This window comes from Microcoleus sp. Pol17C6 (assembly GCF_036701145.1).
In the GTDB taxonomy this organism is placed as follows: Bacteria; Cyanobacteriota; Cyanobacteriia; order Cyanobacteriales; family Microcoleaceae; genus Microcoleus.
On sequence record NZ_JAUBQH010000020.1, the window covers coordinates 33205 to 56640 of the forward strand.

Genomic DNA, 23436 nt, shown 5'->3' on the forward strand with positions numbered 1-23436 from the left:
GTTAATGATGTACTAATAAAATTTTTGTTTGTAGCAATTTTTATTAGTATTTACAAACAGCATATCGGTCTCTTGCCAATCACTAATAAGCCATGAAAAATACTAATAACTAACAACTAACCGCCAGTATATTGATAAATAATAAATAACAACAGACAACAGTTAACCGTCAACAGACAACAGACAACAGTTAACCGTCAACAGACAACAGACAACAGACTAAGGACTAATAACTAATGACTAATGACTCTTCTCTATTTTCCGTTGACAATCTGCGAGTAGCTTATCCTCAGCGGCGAGGCCAATCTGGTTGGGCCGTTGACGGGGTTTCCCTGACGCTGAAACCGGGGGAAAAGCTCGGATTAGTTGGGGAGTCTGGCTGCGGTAAGTCAACTTTGGGAAGGGCGGCGATGCGGTTGCTGCCGGATTCAACGCTGATTGAGGGGCGAGTTAGTTTTGCTGGAGAGTCGGTGTTTGATATGAATGCTTCGCGGCTGAGACGGTTTCGGGGCGAAGCTGTAGCATTGATTTTTCAAGATCCGATGACTCGTCTCGATCCTTTGATGACTGTAGGAGAACATTGCATCGAGACTTTGCAAGCTCACAGACCGAATTTGGATCGCAAGCAAGCTAAGAAACGGGCAATAGAAACTCTGGAAGCTGTGAAAATTCCCGCGTCTCGCTGGTCGCAATTTCCCCACGAATTTAGCGGCGGAATGCGACAAAGAGTAGCAATTGCTTTGGCTCTTTTGCTCGATCCCAAATTAATTGTGGCGGACGAACCGACTACAAGTTTGGACGTAACTGTAGCTGCTCAGATTTTGCAGGAATTAACCAGACTTTGCGAGGAACGGGGAACGGCTATTTTGTTGATTTCTCACGATTTGGCGATGGTGGCTGAGTATTGCGATCGCATTGCGGTGATGTACGGCGGTAAAGTCGTAGAAACAGGGCCGGTGCAAAACGTTTTTGAAAAGCCGCAGCACGAATATACTCGATCTCTCCTCAAAGCAGCTTTGCACATTCAAGCCGATTCTGAAAAAGGGTTAGCATTCGAGGAAATCAGGACTGAAGCCGTTACTGCAAACTTAACAAATTCGCCTCTTTTGACCGTAACGAATTTGCAGCAACACTACAGTTTAGAAAGCAATTTATTGGATCAGTTGTTTTCCAGGAATCGCCAGGTAATTAAAGCAGTAGACGGCGTTAGTTTAGAGCTACAACGGGGAGAAATCCTAGGGCTGGTGGGGGAGTCCGGCTGCGGCAAAAGTACCTTGTCACGCACGATTTTGCAGCTAATTACCGCGACGGGCGGCAAAGTTGTATTTCAAGGAATAGATATAACTGCCCTGAACCGCGATGCTGTGAGGAAGCACCGCCGCGAAATGCAAATGATCTTTCAAGACCCCCACGCTTGCCTGAATCCGATGATGACTGTCGGGCAAAGTATTGCTGACCCTTTGTTTATTCACAAATTAGCTAATGGCAGCGAAGCTAAAAAACAAGTAATCCAAATGTTAGAGCGGGTGGGTTTAACTCCAGGGGAGGATTTCTTTCGCCGCTATCCGGGGGAATTGTCAGGAGGACAACAGCAGCGAGTTTCGATCGCCCGCGCTTTGATTACTCGGCCGCAACTGATAATTTGCGACGAACCTGTGAGTATGCTGGATGCCAGCGTGCAGACTCAAGTATTAGAACTGATGTTGGAGTTGAAGAAGGAATTTAATTTGACTTATCTGTTCATTACGCACGATTTGTGGGTGGCGAGATTTTTTTGCGATCGCATTGCGGTAATGAATGCTGGAAAAATTGTTGAAATCGGTAAGACTAGGGATATTTTTACTAATCCGCAGCACCCTTATACTCAGCAATTATTGCAGGCAGCTCCTTTACTGGCTCGAACTCAATAGAAAGGTATAAAATTGGGGCCATCTAATTTCTGTCACGAGCTTCTAGATGGATTTCGGAAATTTCCGGTTAAATTGGTTAAAGTTAAGGGATACTTTTCAAATCATTCCACCGACACCAAGCACGATATGGCAGAATCTGACCTAGGCAGTTTTGCGGTGGCACCCGAAGCCTCATTCGCGATCGCAGAAGATGAAGACACCGAGATTGATCGTCCGACGGTAACTCGGTCGTCAGCATACAACAACTGGTCTGCCGACGATCCAGTGGGAGCTTTGTTCAAGGAAATGGCTCGGTATCCTCTACTAACAGCAGCCGAAGAAGTAGAGTTGGCGCGCCGCGTTCAAGAATTGGTAGCCCTGGATGAACTAGAACAGCGTTTGCAGCAGGAATTGGACAGAGTGCCGACAAAAGCTGAACTCGCAACGGCTTTGGGGATAAGCGAAACTCAACTGCAACAGCTTCGCCACCAGTGTCAGTCGGCGAAACGGAAAATGATCAGCTCGAATTTGCGCTTGGTGGTTTCGATTGCCAAACGCTATCTTAATCGGGGCGTCCCTTTTCTCGATTTAATTCAGGAAGGAGCTTTGGGTTTGAATCGGGCAGCCGAAAAGTTCGATCCGGAGAAGGGTTACAAGTTTTCTACTTATGCCTATTGGTGGATTCGCCAAGGAATTACCCGGACAATTGCCAATCAAGGGCGGACGATTCGCTTGCCTGTTCACATTGTCGAACAGTTAAATAAACTCAAAAAAGTTTATCGAGATTTGAAGCGTTCTCTTCAACGCAATCCAAGTGAAACTGAACTTGCTAGAGAAATGCAAGTTACTTGCGAACAGCTTCGCTATCTCCAGCAAGTACGCCGGCAATCTTTGTCTCTCAACCACCGCATCGGCTCCGAAGAAAGTTCGGAACTTTTGGATGTTCTCGAAGATAACGCGACGCAATCTCCCGAAGCTCAGATGAATGAGATGATGATGCGCCAAGATATTTTGGAGGTGTTGGACAGTATTTTGACTGAGCGGGAAAAAGAGATTGTTGCTATGCGTTACGGTTTGCTGACCGGCGAACCTTACACTTTAGAAGAGGTCAGCAGTTTGTTCAATTTGTCCCGCGAACGAGTCCGTCAAATTCAAAATAAGGCAATGCGAAAGCTGCGCCGCCCTCAAGTGACTGAACGATTGAAGGGCTGGTTGAAATAAGCAAAAAAAATTGAGTTGGCATTTTGAAAAATCTTAAAATTATTGTGGGGTGGCACTCCGAGGCTATCGAAAATATGCTGGTTCAAGGTGGAAAAAATTAATAAAAAATTACAAATTAAAAATGTCTTAATGTGGTATTTTTAATTGTTGATTGTCGCTTACTACTTACTTATTTATGTCTTCTGAGGTAATTTTGCGTCCAGCTACCCGCGCCGACGTGCCGGTGCTGTTTGATTTGATTAAAGCTTTAGCTGAGTACGAAAAATTATCTCATGCCGTTACTGGCAATGCCCTTGATTTGGAGCATCATTTGTTTGGCGATCGACCTTTTGCTGAAGCGATTTTAGCGGAGTGCGAAAATCGAGTTGTGGGCTGGGCGCTGTTTTTTTACAATTATTCTACTTTTTTGACTCAACCGGGAATTTATTTGGAAGATTTGTTTGTGATCCCTGAGTTTCGAGGGCGGGGAATTGGCAAATCTTTGATAGTTTATTTAGCGCAGTTGACGGTTGAAAGGGGCTGCGGGCGTTTGGAATGGAGCGTTTTGGATTGGAATGAATTGGCGATCGGATTTTACAAGGGTATCGGTGCTGATGTGATGCCCGACTGGCGGATTTGCCGGGTTGCGGGCGAGTCTTTGGCAACTTTGGCATCCAAACAAGTGTAAAAACCCCTCGATAAGACTGGGCGATTGCAATTGATCCTACAAAAATTTTCGTCCCTTTCGCTTGAGACTAAGAAATCAAGGTGTGTACCGCGCACCTTACAACGAATCAGTAGGGTGCGCCACAAGCACCTTACAACAAATCTGTAGCGCCTCAAATCTTGCGTTGCGTAAATCCGAGTAGATAATTGGCAAAAATATAGGAAAATTTAAATAACAGTAGATTTTGATTGAGAGAGTAGATCGTGATTATTTGGGTAAACGAGCAAATCGATCCGTCGGGCATTCTTTATTCTTGCATTGCTTGTTGCGATGAGACTCAAGCGAAGGATTGCCACGAATCTTTTGAGAAGAATTTGACGGCAGAGCAAAAACAGCAGGGCTGGGTTGCTACCTTGCGGACTGTTAGTTCTTGGGATGAGGTGCCTGTTAATGCTTTGAAATTGAATTAATGAGTGCAAGTCATTAGTAGCTTTAGTATCGCCGTATTTCCGTTAGAGCGAAACGGCAGGAAAACGTTCCACGTCTGTTCGGAAAAGGCAAGATAACTCGATCGCACATTGGTCAAATTAACAGAAATTTTGTAAATCTGAAGGCAAAAAGCTGCAAACATTGGGGGCTGACAGTCTGAGGATTGTGCCCTGCAATGTGCGGGGATTTGGGCGGAAATTTTTGGGCCTGGAGTGCTGCGAACACGCTAGGACGAAAAAGCGTGCAAGTGCGATCCTCTTCGAGGGCTCCGCTAACGACAATTCGCATTTCTTAAACGGATTTTAGGATTACTATTAATAGATAGAGGCATTTCCAATTGTCTAGTTAAATTTTTATGATTGAAACCTTATTTCACGCTTATACCCCTCTAGTTATCTGGACGGGCTTAGGACTGCTGCTGTTTCGGTACATCCCAGTTGATTTTCCCAAGCTGCTGAGCCACTTTCTTTTCTGGATTGGGATACCGCTGCAAATTCTAGTTTTAGCCCGTCAGAGCGATTTTTCGGGTGCTGTGGGATTCACGCCGGCGATCGCCATATTCGTGTTATTTCTGAGTACGAGTTTTGCTTGGCTGACTTGGGTATTATTGCGTAGGCTGAGTGCGGCCCACATCCAAAAGCCCTATTTTCAGGGCAAAAATTCTCTGGTAAATTTATTTTTATTAAATTTTAATTCCCTGAAGCGATCGAGCAAAGGGAGTTTTATCCTAGCTGCGATGTTAGGGAATACGGGCTTTGTTGGATTAGCAATCACCCCGTCTATCATCAGCACCGATAACAGCAATTGGGCGGTCTTGTACAGCGTCACTAACAACGTTATTGGAACTTATTGTTTCGGTGTATTTATTGCTAGCTATTTTGGGAACTCCGAGCAAAAAAATCACTGGTGGACTCAGATCCGGGACGTGCTGACAGTTCCCGCTCTGTGGGCATTTTTAATTGGTTTTTATACTAGAAACATCCCCCTGCCCGAGACAGTGGAATCGGGATTGCAGACTGCTGTTTGGGTGGTAATTGCCAGTGCTTTGCTGCTGGTTGGCATCCGGCTGAGGTCTATTAAGAAATGGGAAAGTTTTGAACTGGCTTTAATCCCGTCGCTGTTAAAAGTGGTAATTGTGCCGGTGTTGATCGGATTGGGTGCTAGTTATTTCGGATTGAGTGGCGATCCGAGGTTCGTGTTGGTGTTGATGTCGGGAACGCCCACAGCTCTTTCGGTGCTGATTTTAGCAGAAGTTTACGAGCTAGATCGCGATTTGTTAGCTAGCAGCATCGCCATCACTTCTGTCGGGTTGCTGTTGATGCTTCCGCTATGGTTAGCTGGGTTTAGTTAATATTAGCTATAGTTTCAAATCGGATTGCTTTAAAATTTCGCAGTACAATCAACCATAACTGCACGGAAAAGACTATGAATGAGATAATAACTGCTACAGGTCTGCCTCCTGCATTCCCCGATCATACCCAACTGCCAGACGAAGACGGTACATTTGTGAAAAATTTTCAGGAGCATCCCCAGAGTATCATTCTGACAGATTCGATCGGGCCGGTTGTAGAGCGGCTGCATCCAGACGGACAATATGCGATCGGGCAAGATTGTGGCATTTACTGGCGAGAAACTGACCCGCCAGAGCGAGGCGCAGAAGCACCGGATTGGTTTTACGTGCCGAATGTACCGGCAACACTTGACGGTTTTCGCCGTTCTTATGTACTTTGGCGGGAACACATGGCTCCGTTCATTGCTTTAGAATTTGCTAGCGGTAATGGAGATGAAGAGCGCGATCGTACTCCCTTGACTGTGGCCGCTGACGGTACCAGCACTAAACCGGGTAAGTTTTGGGTGTACGAGAGAATTATCCGCATTCCTTACTACGGCATTTATGAAATGAGAACTGGCAATTTAGAAGTCTATCACCTAATAGATTTTGTGTATCAAAGGATGCAGCCCAACGAACGCGGTCACTATCCCATTCCTGTACTAGATGTAGAATTGGGAATGTGGCAGGGAAGCTATCAAAATCAAGAACTTCTTTGGCTACGGTGGTGGGATTCGCAGGGGAATTTGCTGTTAACTGGCTCCGAACAAGTTGAAATTGAGCGGGCTAGAACCGAGCAAGAACGGGAAAGAGCTGAACAAGAACGGGAAAGAGCCGAACAAGCAGAGCGAAAAGTTACCCAGTTAGCGGAGCGACTGCGAGCAATGGGAATCGATCCCGATGCTGAGGATTGATATCAAATTCCCAAAACTCTCTCTGTAGCGCGAGCATCCCGTAATTTATCTTTTTTAATCACAAAAAACAAAGCTGATGGAAACTAAACCACCTCTACCGCCCTTTACGTTGGAAACAGCTAAAGCCAAAGTTCAAGCTGCTGAAGATGCCTGGAATACCCGCGATCCAGAACGAGTAGCCTTAGCTTATACGGAAGATTCTCAGTGGCGAAACCGTGCCGAATTCTTCAGCGGACGGGAAGAAATCAAGGCTTTTTTAAGACGAAAATGGGCAAAGGAACTAGATTACCGTTTAAAGAAAGAACTGTGGAGTTTTACAGACAATCGGATTTCTGTTCGCTTCGAGTATGAGTGGCACGATGATTCTGGCTACTGGTATCGCGCCTATGGTAATGAACAGTGGGAATTTGCCGAAAATGGGTTAATGCGAAGACGTGAAGCCAGCATTAATGATGTTCCGATTCAAGAATCGGAACGGAAGTTTCGATAAGATTTATCTGTGAGTTGTTAGAGGCATAAACCTGGTTTTTTAGGAAAATACGCAGGTTTGTAGTCAGGACTTTAGTCATGATTGACTCAAGGCCCGAAAGACTAATAAAGTCATCACTACTAACGACAGGTTTGTAGTAAGGTGTTGAGTCATGATTATAACTCTTGCAAAAATACAAAGCACCTCATCCCAAACCTCCCCTTGAATCAGGGGAGGAGGCAAGATTATTCTTGTTTCCCCCCTTAATAAGGGGGGACTTGCGGGGGGTAAATTGGACTTTTGCCAGAACTCTAGAGAAGTTTATAGAGCATCTGCGATCGTGTAGAATCTGAAAAAACAATTTTAATGGAGTTTTGTTGCAAATGAAATTTTCGGCGATCGAAACACTAATTGTTAGTTCTATCCTTCTGTCAATCTCATCATTGTCATCTGCTCAAAGTAATCCACAGGGCTCTACAATTCTACCCACAGGAGCTTACTACGCTGAAGGAACAATGTTCAATAACTCCCGTAGAGAGATTGCACATCAAAACAATAGAATCTGCATCAAGATCGTCGATGGCCCTGCAAGTCCCTACAAAGGCGTCGAATCTATCACAATTAGCAGCGTGTCTTTGGAAAATGGGAAATACTATATTGATGCAACTGGCACAGAGCTAGTATTAAAAAACAATGGAAAAGCATTCTCTGGCGACATTCGCGGTACATGGGAGTATAGAGGTATCTCCCCCGATCGAAGGAGTCAACCCATACAAGCTAAAAAAATGGCAGAATGTGTAGCTGCTCAAGGACGATATGTGCAGAAGATGGAAGGAATATCCATTTCAGGAATCGATTTTCCCAAGCATTAACCACGATCGAGATGGGTGGGGGCGCAACCAAAAGGTGATCTGTGGGATGCAGTAATGGGTAATCGGAGTAAGGTGCGCGGCGCGCACCCTACATCATTACGTTATGCGTCCAAGACTGTATCCTCAATCGCAAAGCAAACTCGGAGAAGTCAGCACAAATACATCCCTGGTTCCCACCCCTTCAGATTCCGGTTTAATCGGCGTAGTAAAGTGGAAAAACTCGTGGTCGTTAACTAACAGCAATTCTCCTGGCTGCAGAATTTTATTAAAAACAGGCTTCTCTTTTTTAGCCAAGTACAAATGCGTTTCCCCGCCTACAATATTAGTTCTGTCAACCGAGAAAATCCCGATAAAATCAGTACCGTCTTGGTGAATGCCTTCCGGTGCGGGGTTGCCGAAATTGTGCGGCGAACAAGTAGTCCTGATTTGATGGATGCCGATTTCAGCTTCCGGGTGAATTTTGCAAGAATCGAAAAAAGCAAAAATCATCTGTTTGAAATTATCCAGGGCAATTAGCCGATCGTCCAATTCGGCAAATTCCCGCCTGATATCACCCACTAGCGGATTGTATGTTTTGCTTTGATACAAATAGCCGTGAGGTAACTTAACTAACTCATCTCCGTTGACTGTAAACCGCGATAATCTTCTAGAACGATACTTACCTTTCACATACGGATCGACAGGCATATCGTCAAAAAATTCCTTGAAACCTTCTAGCTTAATCGAGTTTACTTTTTTGAAAGTAAACATGAAAGCATAATCCAAATGAATGGATTCTAATACGGTTTTCATAGATTTTACTCCCTGAAGCCTTGCTCCCCTCCATAATTTTGCCTTGAGGAGGTGTATGCTTCTACTCTAGCGCAGGTTTTTTGTATGTGTCGTAAAAGACACTACAAAAATTGCAAAGATATCGTAAAGCTTGCAAGATGAATCCGGGGGCTTGTTCTTCTTTTAATCCCAAATCTAAAATCTAAAATCTAAAATCGATTGACTGCTTTCACCAGCGACTGACAGGCGCGCAGGAAAACGGCAACATCGACCCCAAGTGTGACGTACTGAACGCCAGCATCAATCCACTGCTGGGCGATTTCGGGGTGGTCAGCAAAAGTACCGGCCGCTTTGCCTGCTTTGCGGATGGTTTGCACTGCCTCCTGCATCATGTCGATGACCCGGGGATCGCGGACTTGGCCGGGAATGCCGATCGACTGTGACAGATCGTAAGGCCCTAGAAAAATCACGTCCACCTCTGGCACAGTAACAATTTCTGCCAGGTTGTCGATGCCGCCTTTGCCTTCGACATGAATCACAACTAAGGATTCTTCGTTGAGTCGATCGGTGATATTTGTACCTGCGGCGGTGTAAAGTCCCGCCCGCGTAGCGAAGGAAAGGCCTCGCGCGCCCAGAGGACTGTATTTAGCGCTTTTGACAGCGGTTTCGGCATCGATTTTGCTTTCAATTTGAGGTACTTGAACGCCTGCACTGCCGATGTCGAGAGCTCGTTGAATTTGCGGCCCGTCGTTTTTGCGGACGCGAATAATCGGTGCAATTCCAGTGCAGTCGGCGGCGCGACACAAATCTTCAGCAGCAAGCGGGTTCAGGGGGCCGTGTTCCATATCGATAACGGCGAAATCGAATCCAGCGTGACCGCATATTTCCATGAATGCGGGATAAGCGCAGTTCATAAATAAACCGAGGACGGTTTCCCCTTGTTTAATTTTTTGTTTGAGTTGATTTTGACGCATAAATTTGGATTTTTTTACCGCCGCTGACGGCCGATGAACCTAAATTTTTTTTAATAATACAGCTAAAATATTGCCGTTACAAATTACTTTAGGTTAAGAGAATAGACAAAAATTTTGTAGCTGCTTTTGCTTCTATTTTAAAAGGAATCAAGCATAAAAGCCAGCCAAAAATAAACATTCCTAAAATTGGTAAAAATATTGCTCCCACGGAGGGTTCGACCAACCAAGCAAATAAAGCAAACATTCCAATACTGCCAGTTGTCCACAGCCAAAGAATCAAAATTCCTATAACTATTTTATGTAAAGTCATCCTAATTTTGATGGAACAACCGAACTGTTGAGTCTGTATTTCTCCTTGTATAATTGGGAACAATAAATTTCGACCGATCATAATGCGATTGATTGTGAAAGTTTTGCCAGAAATCGTTCCTTCATAGGGTTTAGCAGGTGGCGGGCCAAAGGGTATAATTATTCTAACAACTTTTGGAGGAGTAACAACTTCGTCCAACCTGCGTAAAACATCCGAAAAAGTTAAACTGGTGGTAATTGTTAAACTCTCAAAAGGAATCAATGACCTAAAAATTTTGACGATTTTGAGCATAAGGTAGAGCCGGCTGTTCAATAGTTGTTGCTGGTATTAATGCCTCTTCTCTAAAAAAGTTTTCCCTGACAACACCGCGAAATACCAGTATACTGCAAAATAAACATTTAGATGGCATGAGTGTTTTTCGCGCTATGTCAAAATTAATTCCACAATCTCTGATGAAACTTCGACACTATCTATTTTTGCTCAAAGGTCGATCGATCCTTAGCCTCACCCTCGGCATAGTTTCCGCAATAGGGAGCATTTCGCCAGTATTTGCCGCACCTCCGCGCAATCCAGACAATGCAGAAACTTGCGACATTCTAGTAGCAGGCGGCGGGCTCGCAGGCGCTGCTACCGCTTACGAAGGTTTGCTGGCGGGGCGCACAGTTTGCCTTACTGAAATTACTGACTGGGTAGGCGGTCAAATTTCCTCCCAGGGAACTTCCGCACTCGATGAAAGAGAGACTCAGCGATCGCTCTTATTTTACCCCCGCGGCTACCTCGAATTGCGGGGGCGGATCAAGGAACATTACGGGCGGCTAAATCCCGGAGGCTGTTGGGTTAGCTATTCGTGTTTCATGCCCTACGACGGTCACAAAATTCTATTTAACATCTTGCAGGATGCAGCTAGAAAAGGCAAAGGCACGCTGAAATGGTTTCCCAATACGGTTATTAAAGAACTAGCAATTACTCCTGCTGTGGCGGGGAATGCGGTTGGGGGCCAACAAATTAAAAGTGCGATCGCCATTCAACACAAACCCGCCGCCAACACGCCACCACTCAACACCGAAACTCTTTCTCAAACTATCGAAGATGCCTATCGCTACGAAAATTCTCCGCGATTTAACAAAACTATTATTCGGTTTATTTCTAAAGCCTCTCAGAACCCCCCTAACAAAAAAAGGGGGGGAGATTCCCCAAGTTCCCCGCCTTTACAAGGGGGTGCTGATTGGTACGTTGTAGATGCCACTGAAACAGGCGAATTGATCGGACTTGCGGATGTTCCCTACCGCCTCGGAATTGACCCGCGTTCCCCCCTCGAACCTTCCTCCCCCAGCGCAACCGGCGACGCTTACTGCACTCAAGGTTTTACCTACACCTTTGCGATGCAGGCAACGAAGGAACCGCAGCAGCATCAAGTGCCGTCTTTTTATCAACAATACGCTCCTTACTACAGCTACGAATTGCAGAGATTGGCGAGCTTTCCCTTAGTTTTCACCTACCGCCAAATCAGGAGCATGAGACCGGATGAAAAGCGACCTTCAGACCCGAAGCAATTCCCGATTTATCCCGGCGATATTTCGATGCAAAACTGGACTTGGGGCAATGACTATCGTCCCGGTTCTCCCCAGGATAATTTAATTTATTCTCGCGAGCAGTTGGCAGAAGCAGGCCAACTGCAACCGGGGGGATGGATGGGCGGTTTGCGAACCGAAACTTTGCGAAAGGGAGAGGAAAATGCCAAAGGATTTTTCTACTGGCTGGTAACAGGAACTACTGACTCACAGCTAGGAGAAGGAGTGAAAAAGCCTAATCCAAACAATCGTTTTTTGAGCGGGTTGGATTCGCCGATGGGGACGGTGCACGGACTTTCTAAATATCCTTATATGCGGGAGGGCCGGCGCATTATTGGGCGGCCGAGTTTCAATCAGCCTCAAGGTTTTATGGTGTGGGAAGTTGATATGTCTCGCACTGATTTTACGGCTGATTTTTATCGCCAGAATTTGTCGGAGGAAGAGTATCGCAATTTGTGGTTGGCTGTGGGTGGTTTGAATGCGCCGGCTTTGGCTGTGGGAAGTCAATCTGTTGAGGATACAAAATCGCGATCGCGCGCTACGATTTATCCTGATTCTGTGGGTATCGGTCATTATGCGATCGACTTTCACCCCTGCATGACCAACAGTCCGCCGGAAGCACCGGGAAATACCGAACGGGAAGGCACTCGCAAAGCTCAAGGGCAAGCTTATCCGTTCCAAATTCCGCTGCGGGCAATGATTCCCCAGAAAATTGACAATATGTTAGTAGCGGGTAAAAGTATTGCTGTTAGCCACACAGCGGCGGCTGCTTATCGAGTGCATTCTTTTGAATGGTCTGCCGGTGCGGCGGCGGGAGTTACGGCTGCTTTTTCCCTAGAAAAGGGGATTCTACCTTATGACTTAGTGGACGAATTGCCCTCCCGCGAGCCAAACTTGGAAGTGTTACAGTTGCGGTTGCAACAAAATGCCAATCCCATCGCATTTCCGGGTACTTCTATTTTCAATAGTTCGTGGCAAAATTGGAAATAATCGCAGTTGGTAATCTGTAGGGCGGGCAGGATGCCCGCCCTACAATAAAATTCACTCTTTGTAGAACAGGGTGGAACAGGCTTTCGGGCTTGTTCCTGACACCCGACAATTAACTGGTTACCAAGAAGAGCCTGCGAACCACTATAAAATAACCAATAACAAAATAGCTGATAAACAGCAATTTGTCATCCATCTTTCGATAGAAGCAATCAGACACTGCTTTAGTCGGATAATATCAATAATCTCAAAAATATTCCCCCCTTCCCCTCCAAACTCGTCAAAGGTAACGGCCATGTCAACTGCACAGATAACAGCCCCCAATTCCAATAATGCTTATGCCAAACAGTTACTTAGAACCTTAGTGGCCGTCAAAAAAGGGGACTTTTCAGTTCGGATGCCCATAGATCAGACCGGTCTAGCGGGGAAAATTGCTGACGAACTTAACGACATTATCGATCTCAATGAGAGAATGGCGGCCGAACTCGAGCGGATCGGCACAGTTGTCGGTAAAGAAGGCAAAATCGCCCAGCGGGCCACCATCGGCAGCGCCGAGGGGTCATGGGCAGCTAGCGTCAACTCTGTCAATACCCTAATTACAGATTTAGTGCAACCAACCTCTGAAACCGCCAGAGTAATTCGGGCCGTAGCAAAAGGGGATTTATCGCAAACTATCGCCTTAGAAATAGAAGACAGACCCCTCAAAGGAGAATTCCTCCAAACAGCGCAAATTGTTAACACAATGGTAGACCAATTGAGCTCCTTTGCGTCGGAAGTAACGCGGGTGGCTAGGGAAGTGGGAACCGAAGGGAAGTTAGGCGTGCAAGCAGAAGTTAAAGGAGTTGCTGGAACTTGGAAAGATTTAACGGATTCAGTTAACTCGATGGCGGGGAATTTAACAGCACAAGTGCGTAACATTGCTGAAGTGACAACGGCGGTGGCAAATGGCGACTTGTCGAAGAAAATTACCGTAGATGTAAAAGGTGAAATTCTCGAACTGAAAAACACGATTAACATCATGGTGGATCAGTTGAGTTCCTTCGCATCAGAAGTAACGCGGGTGGCGAGGGAAGTGGGAACGGAAGGTAAATTAGGTGTGCAAGCTGAAGTGCGGGGAGTTGCAGGAACCTGGAAAGATTTAACGGATTCAGTTAACTCGATGGCCGGCAATCTTACCGCACAAGTGCGGAACATTGCTGACGTGACGACTGCTGTGGCAAATGGTGACTTATCTAAAAAAATTACTGTAGATGTTAAAGGTGAAATTCTAGAGTTAAAAAACACTATTAACATCATGGTGGATCAGTTAAATTCCTTCGCATCAGAAGTAACGCGGGTGGCGAGAGAAGTAGGTTCCGAAGGCAAACTCGGCGGTCAAGCAGAAGTTAAAGGAGTTGCAGGAACTTGGAAGGATTTAACGGATAGCGTTAACTTCATGGCAGGCAGTTTGACAGCACAAGTGCGAAACATTGCTGAAGTGACAACCGCTGTGGCAAAGGGCGATTTATCTAAGAAAATTACCGTCGATGTAAAAGGCGAAATTCTCGAACTAAAAAACACCGTCAACACCATGGTTGACCAGTTAAATTCCTTCGCATCAGAAGTCACCAGGGTGGCTAGGGAAGTGGGGACGGAAGGTAAATTAGGCGTACAAGCTGAAGTGCAGGAAGTAGCAGGAACCTGGAAAGATTTAACGGATTCAGTTAACTCAATGGCCGGGAATTTAACGGCACAAGTCCGCAACATTGCTGAGGTGACGACGGCGGTTGCTAACGGTGACTTATCTAAAAAAATTACGGTACAGGTTAAAGGCGAAATTTTAGAACTGAAAAACACCATTAACGTGATGGTGGATCAGCTTAATTCCTTTGCATCTGAAGTAACCAGGGTTGCTAGGGAAGTGGGCTCGGAAGGTAAACTGGGCGGTCAAGCGGATGTCCGAGGCGTAGCAGGAACTTGGAAGGATTTAACGGATTCAGTTAATTTTATGGCGGGTAGTTTGACGGAGCAAGTACGGAATATTGCGGCTGTTACGACTGCTGTGGCAAATGGCGACTTGTCGAAGAAAATTACTGTAGATGTTAAAGGTGAAATTCTTGAACTGAAGAACACCGTCAACACGATGGTGGATCAGTTAAATTCCTTCGCATCTGAAGTAACTAGGGTTGCTAGGGAAGTGGGAACCGAAGGGAAATTAGGCGTGCAAGCGGAAGTTAAAGGAGTTGCGGGAACCTGGAAAGATTTAACGGATTCAGTTAACTCGATGGCGGGGAATTTAACAGCACAAGTGCGTAACATTGCGGAAGTGACGACGGCTGTAGCAAATGGCGACTTGTCGAAGAAAATTACTGTCGATGTAAAAGGCGAAATTCTCGAACTGAAAAACACGATTAACATCATGGTGGATCAGTTGAGTTCCTTCGCATCTGAAGTAACCCGAGTTGCTAGGGAAGTAGGAACGGAAGGTAAATTAGGCGTGCAAGCTTACGTGCGTGGTGTAGGGGGAACTTGGAAAGATTTAACTGATAATGTTAACTTGATGGCGGGGAATTTGACGGCGCAGGTGCGGAATATTGCGGAAGTGACGAAAGCGGTGGCAAATGGCGATTTGTCTAAGAAAATCACCGTCGATGTCAAAGGCGAAATTCTCGAACTGAAAGATACTATTAACGTGATGGTGGATCAGCTTAATTCCTTCGCTTCTGAGGTGACGCGGGTGGCGCGGGAGGTGGGAACTGAGGGTAAGTTGGGCGGTCAAGCTGACGTGAAAGGAGTTGCGGGAACTTGGAAAGATTTAACCGACAACGTAAATTCGATGGCGGGGAATTTGACTGCGCAAGTGCGGGGTATTGCTAAAGTTGTGACGGCGGTGGCGAATGGCGATTTGAAGCGCAAATTAATGCTGGAAGCAAAAGGAGAAATTGCGACTCTGGCAGATACGATTAACGAGATGATCGATACGCTGGCGACGTTTGCCGATCAAGTTACTACAGTGGCGCGGGAGGTGGGAATTGAAGGGAAATTGGGCGGCCAGGCGAAGGTTCCGGGTGCGGCGGGGACGTGGCGAGATTTGACGGATAATGTGAATGAGTTGGCGGCGAATTTGACTACTCAACTGCGGGCGATCGCCGAAGTGGCAATTGCTGTTACCAGAGGCGATTTAACGAGGTCAATTTCCGTCGCCACGGAAGGAGAAGTTGCGATCGTTAAGGACAACATTAACCAGATGATCGCCAATCTCCGGGAGACTACGCAGAAAAATACTGAGCAAGATTGGCTGAAAACAAACCTTGCTAAGTTTACTCGAATGCTACAAGGTCAGCGGGATTTAGAAACAGTTTCTAAACTAATTCTCTCAGAATTGACGCCGTTGGTTTCTGCTCAGCATGGCGTCTTCTTCATGATGGAATCGGTCGAGCACGATCCGTTTCTCAAACTGTTAAGTACCTACGCATACCGCGAACGCAAACAGTTAGGAAATCGATTCCATTTAGGCGAAGGTTTGGTAGGACAATGCGCCCTGGAAAAAGAACGGATACTGTTGACCGAAGTGCCGGAAAACTACGTTAAAATTGGATCGGGACTGGGAGAATCTACGCCGCTGAATGTGGTGGTTTTACCTGTATTATTTGAGGGACAAGTGACGGCAGTAATCGAGTTAGCTTCGTTCCGCCGATTCAGCGAAATACACTTGACATTCCTCGATCAACTTACAGAAAGTATCGCCATTGTCTTAAATACAATTGCGGCGAGTATGCGGACGGAAGAGTTGCTGAAACAGTCACAGTCTTTGGCAGAAGAGTTACAAACTCAGCAAAAAGAACTAACGGAAACTAATAAGCGTCTCGAACAACAAGCGCAGTCACTCCGCGCATCTGAGGAACTGTTAAAGAGTCAGCAGGAAGAGTTGCAACAAACGAATGAAGAACTAGAAGAACAAGCGGAATTGCTAGCGCTGCAAAATAAGGAAGTGGAGCGGAAAAACCGAGATATCGAACAGGCGAGGGGGTTGTTGGAAGAAAGAGCAGAACAGTTGGCTCTAACTTCTAAGTATAAGTCGGAGTTTCTGGCAAATATGTCTCACGAGTTGCGAACTCCGCTAAATTCGCTGTTGATTCTGGCTCGATTGCTTTCTGACAATACTGAAGGCAATTTGACTCAGAAGCAAGTTGAATACACGCGCACAATTTACTCGGCGGGAAATGATTTGCTGGGGCTGATTAATGACATCTTGGATCTCGCTAAGATTGAATCAGGCACGATGTCGGTGGAAATAGAGCAAGTGTTGTTTACGGACTTGCGAGATCATTTGGATCGCACTTTCCGCCAAATCGCCCAGGATAAGAAGTTGAGTTTTAAAATAGAGCTGGAGGCTGGGTTGCCAAAAGGTCTCTATACTGATGCTAAACGGCTGCAACAAGTTTTGAAGAATCTCCTCTCTAATGCGTTTAAGTTTACAGAGCGAGGTGAGGTGAAATTGCATGCCGAAGTAGCGCGGGAAGGGTGGAGTTTAGAGATACAAAGTTTAAGGAGTTCCCCTACTGTTTTGGCTTTCTCAGTTAGCGATACCGGGATTGGGATTTCTGCTGAAAAACACAGGGTTATTTTTGAGGCTTTCCAACAAGCAGATGGTAGCACTAGCCGCAAATACGGGGGCACGGGTTTGGGTTTGTCAATTAGTAGAGAAATCGCTAATTTGTTAGGTGGAGAAATTAAATTGACAAGTCGCCCTGGTGAGGGTAGTAGGTTCACGCTTTATCTGCCACAAACTTACCAAGAATCGCGAATAATGAATGAAACGAGTTCGGGAACGGGCAAGCAAACGCCTCAATTACCCGCTGCTAACTCTCCCGCACTTCCTTTGCCGAATTTCCACTTGCCGATCGCGCCTTACCCCTCACCTTTAATCTCTGATGATCGAGAAAATATTGAGAGTGGCGATCGCGTGCTTTTGATTATTGAAGATGATGTAAACTTCGCTCGAATTCTGTTGGATATGGCGCAGGAACAGGGTTTTAAAGGTTTGGTGGCTTTGCGGAGCGATATCGGTTTGGCGATGGCGCGAGAGTTCAAGCCAACTGCGATTATGCTGGATCTAAATTTGCCTGTGATGGATGGCTGGACAGTGCTCGATCGCTTGAAGCACGACCCAAGTACGCGCCACATTCCGGTTCACATTGTATCAGTTGAAGAAGGGCGGCAGCGCAGTTTGCAGTTAGGGGCGATTGCCTACTTACAAAAGCCTGTCAGTCGCGAAGCATTGAGCAAAGCTTTGACTGATATTAAGGGGTTTGTGGAGCGGCCAGTGAAGAATTTGCTAGTCGTCGAAGACGACGAAACACAGCGTCTGAGCATTGTGGATTTAATCGGTAATCACGATGTTTCTACAACGGCTGTGGGGAGTGGTGCAGAGGCGCTAGAAATTTTGAAATCGGGGCATTTTGACTGCGTTGTACTCGATTTGGGACTACCAGATATGACTGGTTTTGAACTGATCGAGCAGATCAAGCAAGAGGCTACTTTGAAAAGTCTGCCACTTATTATTTATACGGGCAAAGAGTTGACAAGATCCGAAGAAGGTCAACTCAAGCGCATGGCCGAAACAATCATTGTTAAAGATGTGCGATCGCCGGAACGTTTGTTAGATGAAACAGCTTTGTTTTTGCACCGAGTGCAAGCAAATTTGCCGGAACCAAAGCGCCAAATGCTAGAGCAATTGTATCAAACAGATTCGACGCTGGCGGGCAAAACAGTCTTGATTGTTGACGACGATATGCGGAATATTTTCGCTCTCACAAGTATGCTGGAGCGCCATAAAATGGAAGTTGTGTATGCTGAGAATGGCAGAGAGGGCATTGCTAAATTGCAAAATACGCCTGAGATAAATATTGTGTTGATGGACGTGATGATGCCAGAGATGGACGGTTACGAAACCATGCAAGCAATTCGTAATATGCCTCAATTTGCTTCCTTGCCAATGATTGCTCTGACAGCGAAAGCTATGAAGGGCGATCGAGAAAAATGTATCGAAGCTGGTGCGTCTGACTACATTACCAAACCTGTTGATACGGAACAGTTGCTCTCGCTGCTGCGTGTCTGGCTTTATCGATAATGGAAGTAACTTGTCAGTTGGCAGTTGACTGTTGGCAGTTTTTAGTTATTAGTTGTCAACAGTCAGCAGTCAACAGTCAGCAGTCAACAGTCAACAGTCAGCAGTCAACAGTCATCAGTCAACAGTCAACAGTCAACAGTCAACAATGCCCAATAACCAATTAGTAATTAAAAATGTCCGAAAGCCATGAACTTGAAACCATCGAAATTCAACTCCTACTAGAGGGAATGTTTCGCTATTACGGATTTGATTTTCGCAATTATGCTCTTGCCTCTCTCAAGCGCCGTATTTGGAACACTATTCGCTCGGAACGGCTCACCACTGTCTCGGCACTTCAGGAAAAGGTACTGCACAATCCTGCTTATCTAGACCGTTTACTGCTGGACATTTCTGTCAATGTAACGGCGATGTTTCGCGATCCCAGCTTTTACATTAGTTTCAGAAATAAAGTGGTGCCGCTGCTGCGTACTTATCCTTTTATTCGGATTTGGCACGCTGGATGTTCAACGGGAGAAGAAGTCTATTCTATGGCAATCTTGCTGCAAGAAGAAGGACTGTACGACCGTTGTCGGATTTACGCTACGGACATGAATGAATTAGTTTTAAAAACCGCCAAAACAGGGATATTTCCACTGAAACAAATGCAAGAATATACGCAACTCTACCACCAAGCGGGGGGCAAGAAAGCGTTTTCTGAGTATTATACTGCTGCCTATGAAAATGCGATTTTTCGCTCTTCCCTTAAAGATAATATTGTCTTTGCTCACCACAACTTAGCAACGGATAACTCTTTTAATGAATTTAATGTTATTTTATGCCGTAATGTGATGATTTATTTCAATCCACACCTCCAAGAGCGGGTACACAAGCTTTTTTATGAGAGCCTGGGAATGTTTGGGGTTTTAGGACTAGGACATCAGGAGTCTCTAACTTTTACACCTTATGAAAAATACTATGAACCCATTGAAAGTAGTGATAAACTCTACCGGAGAATTAAATAAAAAAAATTTTGAAATAGTGGTTGTGGGCACGTCTTTGGGAGGGCTACAGGCTCTGACTGTGCTGCTGGCAGATTTGCCACAAAGCTTTCCTTTGCCTGTAGTTATTGTCCAACACCGCCATAAGAGTTCTCAGAATAGGCTTACTGATGTTTTACAACAGCAATGCTCTCTGCAAATCACAGAGGCCCAAGACAAAGAGGAGATCGTACCTGGACGGGTTTACTTGGCTCCTGCTGACTATCATTTGCTAATAGAATCGCCCTCTGACGAGGAGTTTAGCCTGTATGAAAACGACTTTACAGAAGGGGGGAGCGTGGCAGTGGAGTCAATCCACAATTCAAAATTCCCAATCCCCTATCGCGGAACTCCTAAATTTGCACTATCAACTGAGGGTCCTGTCAGCTACGCGCGGCCCTCAATCGATGTGCTATTTGAGTCTGCTGCGGATGCGTTTGGGGAGAAAGTTATCGGCATAATTTTAACGGGAGCTAATTCGGATGGCACTAAAGGGCTGGCAAAAATTAAAGCTGAGGGAGGATTGACATTTGTGGAGGAACCGGCTTCAGCTCTATGCCCGGCCATGCCAGCGTCGGCGATCGCAAATGTTGAAGTAGACTGGATTTTACCCCTCTCTAAAATCGCTCTCTGTTTAGTCAATTTGCTAAGAATTAAAGATTAAAAAAATTATGAATCTGCAGTCCCCCCATCGAGTAAATGTCCTTTTAGTTGACGATCGCCCAGAAAATTTGATAGCTCTAGAAGCTATTCTCAACAGCCCGTCTTATCATCTAGTACAAGCTAATTCGGGCGCGGAGGCTCTGAGATGTCTGCTTAATGAAGATTTTGCGGTAATTTTGCTTGATGTGCAGATGCCGGGAATGGATGGATTTGAGACAGCTACATTGATTCGCTCTAGAGATCGATCGCGAGCGACTCCGATTATTTTTATCACAGCATTCAGCAGTAATGACACCCACGTGTTTAAAGGTTATTCTCTGGGTGCGGTGGATTACCTGTTCAAACCCTTAGAACCGGAAATATTGACCTCGAAGGTGCAGGTATTTGTGGAATTGTTCCAAAAAACAGTCGAGGTGAAGCAGCAAGCAACACAGTTAGCTGCGGTTAATAGTGAACTAAGGAAAAGTGAAGAGCGGTTTCGCACTTTGTGTGCTTGTTCACCACTGGGAATTTACTTAGCTGACGTTGAAGGCCGCTGTACTTACATCAACCCGCGTTGTCAAGCGATTTGCGGGTTAACTTTGGAGGAAAGTTTGGCAGAGGTTTGGCAGCGGGAAGTTCATCCAGAAGATCGCGATCGCGTAGTAGCAGATTGGTTAGCTTGGATTAAAGAAAGCCAGGAATATTCTAACGAGTTTCGATTAGCTGGTAGCGAAACTGTGAGGTGGATTCACGTGCAGTCGTCGCCAATGTTTTCGGATTTGGGAAAACTGATCGGTCACGTGGGCACGGTTAGAGATGTCACAGACCGCAAGCAAGCAGAGGAAGAACGCGGCAGACTACTCCGGGAACAAGTGGCGCGGCAAGAAGCTGAGAGAGCTAACCAGATGAAGGATGAATTTCTAGCTATTCTCTCTCACGAACTCCGCACTCCTTTAAATGCAATTCTCGGCTGGTCTAGGCTGCTTCGTACCAAAACATTTGACCAAGACACTATAGAGAAAGCCCTAGAAACAATTGAGCGCAATGCTAAATCTCAATCTCAACTCATCGAAGATATTTTAGATGTTTCGCGGATTCTGCGGGGGAAACTAAATTTAAATCAGCATCCGATTCGGTTGGAATCTGCGATCAACCTGGCAATAGATTCTTTGCAGCCCCTGGCTGAGGAAAAATCAATAGTCCTAGAATTAACATGCAGTCCAAATGTAGGTGAAGTTATCGGCGATTTCGATCGCTTGCAGCAAATTGTGTGGAATTTGCTGTCAAATGCGATTAAGTTTAGTCCGCAAGAGGGTAAAGTACAGGTGCGGTTAGAGTCAGTTGGAGATGAGGCTCAAATTGAGATAATTGATAGCGGCATTGGTATCGCTCCTGATTTTTTGCCTTATGTTTTCGATCGCTTCCGCCAAGCTGATAGCAGCACAACTAGGTCTTACGGGGGTTTGGGACTGGGATTGGCGATCGTCCGTCACTTGGTGGAACTGCACGGCGGTAAGGTGTATGCAGAGAATAATCCGGGCGAGGGTGCGAAATTTACGGTGGCTTTACCTCTTGCTCAGAGGAACGCCCTCGCTGCTGACGATGATTGGTCGTCGCTCAATGACGCGACAGAGGTTCTCCCCACTCTGGCTAATTTGCAATTGCTGGTGGTGGATGATGACGATGACACGCGGGAGTTTTTGATTGCTTTACTCGAGGACGAAGGAGCTATCGTGCGCTCGGCGGCATCGGTGGCCGGGGCTCTAGCTGCACTGGAGAGTTATTGGCCGGATCTGCTGCTGAGCGACATTGGAATGCCGGAAGCAGACGGCTATGAGTTGATCGCGCGCGTGAGAGAAATGGAATTGCTCAGGGGTGGAAAGATGCCTGCGATCGCTCTGACGGCCTACGCCAGAGAGGAAGAGCGCCAGCAAGCGCTCGAAGCTGGTTTCCAGATGCACTTATCTAAACCAGTTGACATAAATAAGTTAATTGCCACAATTGCTAACCTCACAGGAATGCTCGGAAATCCCGCTCCAACGGGCTCGGCGGTTGAAACCGCTTTGTTGACCCGCCAATCCCGTGCCGATTAGTGAGAAAAATATTAAGCTAGCTACAAGGACAAGCGATCGACAGTTCGGAACAAGACACTCGTTTTTCCACAAAAAAGTGGATATTTGCCGTTTTTTTGCTTCAACCTGCCGTCAAAGTACAACATTACCCGCCAATCAATTCATGAATATTTTTAGCAGTCTGCTTTCTAGCCCAACTCAAGCACCCCAAGTCAAAAAACAGCGTCGAGGCATTGAAATTAAGTCTGAACGCGAAATCGAAATTATGCGGCAGGCAGGGAAAATCGTTGCAACGGTACTCAAAGAAATTTCCCAAATGGTGAAACCGGGAATGACTACTGCTGATTTGGATGCTTATGCGGAAAAACGCATCCGCGAAATGGGGGCAACTCCGAGTTTTAAAGGCTATCACGGTTTCCCCGGATCGATTTGCTCTAGCATTAATAACGAAGTTGTTCACGGCATCCCCAGCGCCAAAAAAGTAATTCGGGCCGGAGATGTTCTTAAAGTAGATACGGGGGCATATTACCAAGGTTTTCACGGCGATTCTTGCATTACGATCGCAGTTGTGGAAGTGACTCCCGAATCGGCAAAATTAATCCGAGTCGCAGAAGAAGCTCTGTACAAAGGCATCGAACAAGTGAAGGCTGGAGCCTATTTGCTCGATTTGGCTGGTGCGATCGAAGATCATGTCAAAAGCAACGGTTTTAACATCGTTGAGGAGTTTACCGGCCACGGTGTCGGGCGAAATTTGCACGAGGAACCGTCGGTTTTCAATTTCCGCACGCGGGAAATGCCGAACGTGAAATTGCGAGCGGGCATGACATTGGCGATCGAACCAATTCTGAATGCCGGTTCTAAGTACACTCGGACGCTTTCTGACAAGTGGACTGCTGTAACCGTTGACAATGCTATGTCGGCTCAGTTTGAGCATACTGTGTTGGTGACAGAAACTGGTTATGAAATTTTGACCGATCGTTCAAAAGTTTAAGTGGAAGGGTTCAATAATAATTTTGAGTTTTGAGTTTGGAGTTTTGAATTAAAGATTTAAGAACTTTTTCATCGTTAAATCAAAACCTAACTCAAAGCTCTTGAGTTGAACAATAATTTTTTGAGTTCCTTCGAGGGATGGAGTGACAATAAGACTT

17 protein-coding genes are annotated in these 23436 nt (G+C 45.8%); 14 read left to right on the plus strand and 3 right to left on the minus strand.

The window, feature by feature from the left end; all coding sequences use genetic code 11:
- Nucleotides 1-236 precede the first annotated feature (236 nt).
- The 8 genes from QUA25_RS12360 to QUA25_RS12395 all read left to right on the plus strand — a co-directional run bounded on the left by QUA25_RS12360 (nucleotide 237) and on the right by QUA25_RS12395 (nucleotide 7830).
- Nucleotides 237-1910 (plus strand): ABC transporter ATP-binding protein, encoded by a 1674-nt coding sequence (locus tag QUA25_RS12360; protein WP_333038073.1) that lies wholly within the window; start codon nucleotides 237-239, stop codon nucleotides 1908-1910.
- A 126-nt stretch (nucleotides 1911-2036) separates the two neighbouring features.
- Nucleotides 2037-3110 (plus strand): RNA polymerase sigma factor, RpoD/SigA family, encoded by a 1074-nt coding sequence (locus QUA25_RS12365; RefSeq protein ID WP_333038075.1) that lies wholly within the window; start codon nucleotides 2037-2039, stop codon nucleotides 3108-3110.
- Between the two features lie 175 nt (nucleotides 3111-3285).
- The gene (locus tag QUA25_RS12370; protein ID WP_333038076.1) at nucleotides 3286-3777 is read left to right on the plus strand and encodes a GNAT family N-acetyltransferase; all 492 of its coding nucleotides are present in this window, start codon (nucleotides 3286-3288) and stop codon (nucleotides 3775-3777) included.
- A 242-nt stretch (nucleotides 3778-4019) separates the two neighbouring features.
- The gene (locus QUA25_RS12375; protein WP_333038077.1) at nucleotides 4020-4226 is read left to right on the plus strand and encodes a glycogen debranching protein; all 207 of its coding nucleotides are present in this window, start codon (nucleotides 4020-4022) and stop codon (nucleotides 4224-4226) included.
- A gap of 374 nt (nucleotides 4227-4600) precedes the next feature.
- Nucleotides 4601-5596, plus strand: a complete 996-nt coding sequence (locus QUA25_RS12380) for an AEC family transporter (RefSeq protein WP_333038078.1) — start codon at nucleotides 4601-4603, stop codon at nucleotides 5594-5596.
- Between the two features lie 74 nt (nucleotides 5597-5670).
- Nucleotides 5671-6489: a Uma2 family endonuclease gene (locus QUA25_RS12385; RefSeq protein WP_333038080.1), complete on the plus strand. Its 819-nt coding sequence runs from the start codon at nucleotides 5671-5673 to the stop codon at nucleotides 6487-6489.
- A 76-nt stretch (nucleotides 6490-6565) separates the two neighbouring features.
- Complete coding sequence (locus tag QUA25_RS12390; RefSeq protein ID WP_190657739.1) at nucleotides 6566-6979, plus strand: nuclear transport factor 2 family protein; 414 nt, start codon at nucleotides 6566-6568, stop codon at nucleotides 6977-6979.
- A gap of 362 nt (nucleotides 6980-7341) precedes the next feature.
- Nucleotides 7342-7830 carry a hypothetical protein gene (locus tag QUA25_RS12395; RefSeq protein ID WP_333038082.1) on the plus strand — a complete coding sequence of 163 codons (489 nt, stop codon included), beginning with the start codon at nucleotides 7342-7344 and terminating at the stop codon, nucleotides 7828-7830.
- A gap of 123 nt (nucleotides 7831-7953) precedes the next feature.
- Here QUA25_RS12395 and QUA25_RS12400 read toward each other — a convergent pair whose 3' ends face one another.
- From QUA25_RS12400 to QUA25_RS12410, 3 genes are all read right to left on the minus strand, one after another.
- On the minus strand, nucleotides 7954-8622 hold the full coding sequence (locus QUA25_RS12400) for a 2OG-Fe dioxygenase family protein (RefSeq protein ID WP_333038085.1): 669 nt from the start codon (nucleotides 8620-8622) through the stop codon (nucleotides 7954-7956).
- Between the two features lie 188 nt (nucleotides 8623-8810).
- A complete protein-coding gene (locus QUA25_RS12405; protein WP_333038089.1) occupies nucleotides 8811-9575 on the minus strand; it encodes an aldolase/citrate lyase family protein in 765 nt (254 codons plus the stop codon).
- 88 nt (nucleotides 9576-9663) lie between these two features.
- Complete coding sequence (locus tag QUA25_RS12410; protein WP_333038093.1) at nucleotides 9664-10176, minus strand: hypothetical protein; 513 nt, start codon at nucleotides 10174-10176, stop codon at nucleotides 9664-9666.
- Nucleotides 10177-10337: 161 nt separating this feature from the next.
- On the opposite strand from QUA25_RS12410, the gene QUA25_RS12415 reads away from it, so the two are divergent.
- The 6 genes from QUA25_RS12415 (at nucleotide 10338) to map (ending at nucleotide 23279) form a co-directional block, all read left to right on the plus strand.
- A complete protein-coding gene (locus tag QUA25_RS12415; protein ID WP_333038096.1) occupies nucleotides 10338-12446 on the plus strand; it encodes an FAD-dependent oxidoreductase in 2109 nt (702 codons plus the stop codon).
- A 292-nt stretch (nucleotides 12447-12738) separates the two neighbouring features.
- Nucleotides 12739-18555, plus strand: coding sequence for a HAMP domain-containing protein (locus QUA25_RS12420; protein WP_333038098.1), 5817 nt, complete (start codon nucleotides 12739-12741; stop codon nucleotides 18553-18555).
- A 173-nt stretch (nucleotides 18556-18728) separates the two neighbouring features.
- Nucleotides 18729-19556 (plus strand): protein-glutamate O-methyltransferase CheR, encoded by an 828-nt coding sequence (locus tag QUA25_RS12425; RefSeq protein WP_333038100.1) that lies wholly within the window; start codon nucleotides 18729-18731, stop codon nucleotides 19554-19556.
- Nucleotides 19528-20235 (plus strand): chemotaxis protein CheB, encoded by a 708-nt coding sequence (locus QUA25_RS12430; protein ID WP_333038102.1) that lies wholly within the window; start codon nucleotides 19528-19530, stop codon nucleotides 20233-20235. The genes QUA25_RS12425 and QUA25_RS12430 overlap by 29 nt, the downstream gene beginning before the upstream one ends.
- 7 nt (nucleotides 20236-20242) lie before the next feature.
- Nucleotides 20243-22309, plus strand: coding sequence for a response regulator (locus QUA25_RS12435; RefSeq protein WP_333038104.1), 2067 nt, complete (start codon nucleotides 20243-20245; stop codon nucleotides 22307-22309).
- Between the two features lie 142 nt (nucleotides 22310-22451).
- A complete protein-coding gene (gene map, locus QUA25_RS12440; protein WP_333038106.1) occupies nucleotides 22452-23279 on the plus strand; it encodes a type I methionyl aminopeptidase in 828 nt (275 codons plus the stop codon).
- Nucleotides 23280-23436: the final 157 nt, after the last annotated feature.